This window comes from Clostridium sp. DFI.5.61 (assembly GCF_024462915.1).
In the GTDB taxonomy this organism is placed as follows: Bacteria; Bacillota; Clostridia; order Oscillospirales; family Oscillospiraceae; genus Lawsonibacter; species Lawsonibacter asaccharolyticus.
Map to the genome: position 1 here is coordinate 1 of NZ_JANGBZ010000100.1, position 5,768 is coordinate 5,768.

General features: G+C 61.7%; 7 protein-coding genes. All 7 read right to left on the reverse strand.

The window, feature by feature from the left end; all coding sequences use genetic code 11:
• Positions 1-76: 76 nt before the first annotated feature.
• The gene (locus tag NE584_RS18965) at positions 77-952 is read right to left on the reverse strand and encodes a prephenate dehydrogenase/arogenate dehydrogenase family protein (protein ID WP_108980430.1); all 876 of its coding nucleotides are present in this window, start codon (positions 950-952) and stop codon (positions 77-79) included.
• A gap of 101 nt (positions 953-1,053) precedes the next feature.
• Entirely contained in the window at positions 1,054-1,746 is a 693-nt protein-coding gene (locus NE584_RS18970; protein ID WP_256183511.1) for a polysaccharide deacetylase family protein, read from the reverse strand.
• Positions 1,747-1,923: 177 nt separating this feature from the next.
• Positions 1,924-3,096 (reverse strand): phosphoglycerate dehydrogenase, encoded by a 1,173-nt coding sequence (locus tag NE584_RS18975; protein ID WP_050623365.1) that lies wholly within the window; start codon positions 3,094-3,096, stop codon positions 1,924-1,926.
• A gap of 43 nt (positions 3,097-3,139) precedes the next feature.
• Complete coding sequence (locus NE584_RS18980) at positions 3,140-3,319, reverse strand: DUF6440 family protein (protein WP_050623366.1); 180 nt, start codon at positions 3,317-3,319, stop codon at positions 3,140-3,142.
• Between the two features lie 52 nt (positions 3,320-3,371).
• Entirely contained in the window at positions 3,372-4,457 is a 1,086-nt protein-coding gene (gene serC, locus NE584_RS18985; RefSeq protein ID WP_256183512.1) for a 3-phosphoserine/phosphohydroxythreonine transaminase, read from the reverse strand.
• A gap of 330 nt (positions 4,458-4,787) precedes the next feature.
• Positions 4,788-5,042 (reverse strand): pro-sigmaK processing inhibitor BofA family protein, encoded by a 255-nt coding sequence (locus tag NE584_RS18990; protein WP_050623368.1) that lies wholly within the window; start codon positions 5,040-5,042, stop codon positions 4,788-4,790.
• Positions 5,039-5,278 carry a DUF2508 family protein gene (locus NE584_RS18995; RefSeq protein WP_050623369.1) on the reverse strand — a complete coding sequence of 80 codons (240 nt, stop codon included), beginning with the start codon at positions 5,276-5,278 and terminating at the stop codon, positions 5,039-5,041. Before NE584_RS18995 ends, NE584_RS18990 begins: the two co-directional genes overlap by 4 nt.
• Between the last annotated feature and the right edge of the window lie 490 nt (positions 5,279-5,768).

Below are 5,768 nucleotides of genomic sequence, written 5' to 3' on the forward strand. Positions count from 1 at the left end.
CCCCCCCGACCCCCCGGGGGGGCCTCTCTGCTGTCATTTGTGGGGAAAGAGATTCCCCAGGCTCTCTGCCTGCTGGTCATGCGCCCCGGCCGGTGGCCCCCCGTTCTGCCTCCAGCTGGTTCATCTTCCGCTTCCGGGCGGCGGAGAAGGCCAGCTTGTCCGCCAGCTGACGGGTGTCCCCGGACTGGATGACCTGGCGGTAGAGGCGAAGGTTGTCCTCCAACGTCTCCAGCGCCTGGGTCAGGGCGGGAGCGTTCAGGGAGAAGAGCTGGGTCCACAGGGGGACGTCCAGGGCGGCCACCCGGGTGCAGCCCCGGAAGGAGTCCCCCTCGAAGCCCTGGTAGGCGAACAGGCTGGGGTCGTCGCACACCGAGACGGCGATGATGTGCATCATCTGGCTGGTATAGGCGATGATGGCATCGTGCTGCTCCGGGGTGGTGCGCACCACATCGGCACAGCCCAGGTGCCTGGCCACCCGCTCCATCAGCGCAAGATGCTCCGGCTGGGTCCCCTCGTCCGGGGTGAGGATGTAGTGGGCCCCCTGGAACATGTTGGGCAGGGCGTGCTGAATGCCGGAAAATTCAGTGCCTGCCATGGGGTGCCCTCCTAGAAAGGATACACTGGAGGGCAGGGTCCGGGCGGCATCCACGATGGCGCCCTTCACGCCGCATACATCAGTGACCAGGCTGCCGGGGCGGAAGTGGTCCCGATGCTCAGAGAGGAACTCCTGGATGCCCCGGGGATGCATGCAGAGGAACACCAGATCCGCCTGGGCCAGGGCCTCCCGGGGGTCCTCGCAGACCTGATCCACAATTCCCTGCTCCAGGGCGTAGCGAAGGGTGGGCTGGCTTACGTCCACCCCCACCCGCTTAAAATCTTCAAACTCTTTCAGCCCCATAGCGATGGAGCCGCCGATCAGGCCCAGGCCGATGACCGCGATCTGTCTGCTCATAAACGATCTCCTCGATTCCAAAGTGCGTCTGTGGGAACGATAGCACTGTACCACGGTTTGGGGCGCAAATCAACACTTTAACACAAAAAAGCGTTAAATTTTTATTTTGCGCACCGGTAAACAGTCCCGTCCTGGGGCTGGATTCCCTTGGCCTGGAGGAGCTGCTCCACCGTGACAAAGCAGTAGCCCTGCCCGGAGAGGGCATCCGCGATCTGGAGAGCGGCGTCCACTGAGCTGTCGTAGATGTCGTGGAGCAGGATGATGCTGCCGTCCTCCACATGGCTGAGGACGGAGCCCACCACCCGCCCAGTGTCCTGGTCCTTCCAGTCCTCCGGGTCTACGGACCACAGGACAACGGGGGAGCCGGCCCACCGGAGCCCCGCATCGTCAATGATTCCGTAGGGCGGGCGGAGCCAGAAGTCACCGGAGCCCAGCACGGCGGAGAGGACGCCCCGGGTTCTGCCCACCTGGAGGTCGAAGTCCGCCCGAGAGAGGTCAGAGATGCAGCTGTGATCGTAGGAGTGAACGCCGATCTGGTGGCCGTCTTCCGCCATGCGCCGGACAAGGGCCTCCTGACCTTGGATGCGGTCGCCCACCAGGAAGAAGGTGGCCTGGATCTCCCGGAGAGCCAGACCGTCCAGCAGGCGGGAGGTGGTGGAGGTTCTGGGGCCGTCGTCAAAGGTGAGAGCCACCAGGGGGGGCTCCTCCGGCACCGTCACCGACCCGCCGCCTCCTGTCTCTGCGGCTGGGCCTGGGCCGGGCCGGCACAGGCCTGCCAGAAGCAGTGCAGGCACAAGGACCCGCCAGTATTTAAAAAATTTTTTCCTGCACCACATGATGACCGCCGCCTTTCCCATCGCGCTCACTGTTCAGTATGTGCGCTTTTTCCGGCAGCTTGCTCAGAAATTTCTGACAGAAAAAATGCCCTCCGGCCGGGGCCGGAGGGCAGGAAAAGCGGATGGGGCGGCAGATCAGTGGTTCAGCACCCGCACCCGGATCACGCCGGGGATGGCGCGCAGCTCGTTGGCCACCTGGTCGGTGATGCGGGTGTTCACGTCCACGATGGTGTAGGCGTAGTCCTTTTTGGATTTGTTGGTCATGTTCTCCACGTTGATCCCGTCGTTGGACAGGGTGGACATGATGTTGGTGAGCATGGCGGGCACGTTCTTGTGGATGAGGCAGAGGCGGGAGATGCCGCTCCACTCCTGCTCCAGATTGGGCAGGTTCACCGAGTTGCGGATGTTGCCGTTGACCAGGTAATCCTGGAGCTGACGGGCGGCCATGACGGCGCAGTTCTCCTCGCTCTCCGGGGTGGAGGCGCCCAGATGGGGCATGGCGATGACGTTCTTTACCGTGGCGATGGTGTCGTTGGGGAAATCGGTGACATACTTGGCCACCCGGCCGGTCTCCAGGGCGGCGATCATGTCCTGGTCGCACACCAGCTCGCCCCGGGCCAGATTCAGAATGCGGACACCGCCTTTCATCTTGGCGATGGCGTCCCCGTTGATGAAGTCCTTGGTGGAACTGGTGTAGGGGACGTGGATGGTGACATAGTCAGACACCTTGTACAGCTCGTTCACGTCCTTGACCACATGGACATGGCGGTCCAGCCGCAGGGCGGCGTCCACAGACAGGTAGGGGTCGTAGCCGTACACGTCCATCCCCAGGTCCAGGCCAATGTTGCACACCAGGGCGCCGATGGCACCCAGGCCGATGACACCCAGGGTCTTACGGTAGAGCTCAGGGCCCACAAAGGCGGATTTGCCTTTCTCCACGGCGGCGGCTACATCCACATTTGGAGTATGAGCCTGTTCCTGGACCCAGTCCACGCCCCCGACGATGTCCCGGGAGGCGATGAGCAGGGCGGCGATGACCAGCTCCTTTACTGCGTTGGCGTTGGCACCGGGGGTATTGAAGACCACGATGCCGGACTCGGAGCAGCGGTCGATGGGAATGTTGTTGGTGCCGGCGCCCGCCCGGGCGATGGCACGCAGGGCATCCGGGAAGACGTAGTCGTGCATCTTGGCGCTGCGCACCAGGATGCCGTCCTCGTTCTCCACATCCTCCCCCACCTGGAAGCGGCTCTTGTCCAGCTGATCCAGGCCGGCGGACGCGATCTTGTTCATGGTTTTGATGCGGTACATATGGCAATTACCTCGAATCCTGATTTCTGATGGAAGGGGCGGATCACTGGGGAGCGATCACAGGCTTCCCGTCCGGCCCCAGCAGCGGGGTGAGCCCAGAGGCATTTCCGTCCCGGTGAAAGAGATACTGCACCCCGGTGACAGTATCCACCCAGATCTCGGTCTGGACCAGGGCACCCTGGGCGTAGATCTTGACGAAGCGGTTGTTTTCTTTTGCGGCCATGGAAGCACCCCCTGTTTGGTCTGCAAGCGGAAGATCGAATGGGAACAGGGCCTCAGTTGGCCTTATCGAAGGCCCGGATGAAGTCACAGAGCTTCTCCACGCCTTCCACAGGGACGGCGTTGTAGATGGAGGCCCGCATGCCGCCCACTTTGCGGTGCCCCTTCAGATTGACGAAGCCGGCTTCGGCCGCCTCCTTGACGAACTTGGCGTCCAGCTCCTCACTGGCGGAGCGGAAAGTGACGTTCATATCGGAGCGGAAGGGCTTCTCGGCGGCGCAGGTGAACAGCTTGGAGCTGTCGATGCAGTCGTAGAGCATCTGGGCCTTACCGTGCTTGACCTGCTCCATGCCTTCGATGCCCCCCTGCTCGTCCAGCCAGTCCAGGGTCAGGCCCAGCATGTAGATGCACCAGCAGGGCGGGGTGTTGTACATGGAGTCCTTGTCGATCATGGCCTTGTAGCTCATCATCACGGGGGTGTAGGGCAGCTCGTGGCCGGCCAGATCCTCCCGGATGATGACCACGGTCAGGCCGGCGGGGGCCATGTTCTTCTGGGCGCCGGCGTAGATGATGCCGAACTTGGAGACGTCCACGGGGCGGGAGAGGATGTCAGAGGACATGTCGCACACCAGGGGGACGCTGCCGGTTTCGGGGACATACTGCCACTCGGTACCGTAGACGGTGTTGTTGGCGCAGTAATAGAAGTAGCTGGCCTCCGGGTCCAGCTTCAGCTGGTCCTGGCTGGGGATATAGGTGTGGTTGCGGTCCTCGGAGGAGGCGGCCAGGCTGATCTGGCCGTACTTCTGGGCCTCCTTGTAGGCCAGGTTGGAGAAGTTGCCGGTGACGGCGTAGTCCGCCCTGCCCGTCTTGCCGATCAGGTTCAGGGGGATCATGGAGAACTGGCCGGTGGCGCCGGTCTGGAGAAACAGGATCTTATAGTTGTCCGGCACCTTCATCAGGCGGCGGAGCTTGGCCTGGGTCTCCTCAAAGATCTGAATGAACACCTTTGAGCGGTGACTCATCTCCATCACAGACATTCCTGATCCATGGTAGTTGGTGATCTCGGCCCCGGCACGCTCAAGGACGGACAGGGGAAGCATGGAAGGTCCTGCGGAGAAGTTGTAAACACGCTGGTCGCTCATTTTGGGAGAGCCCCTTTCAAATTAAGATCTTGCCAGCTCTGCTCCCGCACAGGGGAAGGGAAACAAAAATGACAATGTATCCCTATTATAGTGAAGGAAAATTTCTCTGTCAATGCCCCCGTCCGTCCCCAAAGAGGCCTTTTGGGATAAAAAAGCCCGCGTTTTTTGGAAAATAATTTTCAAATGCAGGATATGGGGAAAAAAGCTGCAAAATCCGGGGAGAGAACGGGAAAAAAGTGGGAAAAATGCCGCCCCTGCATGAAAGGCTGCAGAGGCGGCATGAAGAAATGAGATGGGTCCATGGGATTATTTCACATAGGGACCGGGCCCTCAGGTCCGCAGGACCCACTGGAGCATTAGGAGCAGGCCCAGGCCAGGGACACCCAGCACACCCAGGATCAGGGCGTTGACCAGGTTCACCCCCAGCCCCAGTCCGATCTGGTTCAGCAGGGCCAGCGCTGCCAGCCCCACAGAAGAGCGCACCGCCAGCCGGAGCAGCCTGCCCAGCGGGCGGTGGAGCAGGAGCAGGGCGGCCAGCGCCACCATAACTGCCACGCCCCAGGCCCCGGCCAGGGAGCCGGTCATGGCTGGGCCTCCAGCTCCTTGACCCGGCGCAGCAGATAGTTGTACCGGGACTGGAGGGCATTGATCTCAAAAACGTAGGATTCAATGAGATCTCCGTCCTCCGCACTGTTGAAGCCCCGGTAGGCCTGCTGGATCAGGGCCCGGGTGTGGGCCAGAGAGGTCAGGAGCTCCTGCCGCTCCACATTGTCAGCGCGCTCCAGACGGCGCAGGGAAAACATGCGGGCCGCTTCCGCCATGAGATTGTCCTCCTTTCGGCCCCGGCACACCGGGGCACGGCTGGTCTTGTCCCTTGTCAATGAAAGGTATGATATAGTCTGGTCAAATATTCCATTGATTAAACACACATAGGAGGAAAAGGAGGGGAGATACTAACCCCGGACCGTGTATCAAACTTCCTGACCTGTGCTCCAGAGGGCCCGATGGCGAAAGGCAAAAAGGAGAACGGAGAACGCTGGGGCCGTCCCATCCGGGAGGGCTGAACAGCCGCCGGACTTTTCCGGCCCATCCTTTTTAAGCCGGTGCTGGACCGCTTTTGAGCCGCAGACCGGGGAGGGCGTGGGGGACCCCGCAGAAGGCGGACCGACCCGCAATGCCGAAGCACCGTCCACACAGACCCAGTCCCTCCCCGTCCCGGACGGAGGAGCTGACAGAGTCAAAACGGGGCCGCCGGGTGAGCGCACTCTAATTTCAATAAAAATCGGAGCAAGCGATATAACGCTTGCTCCG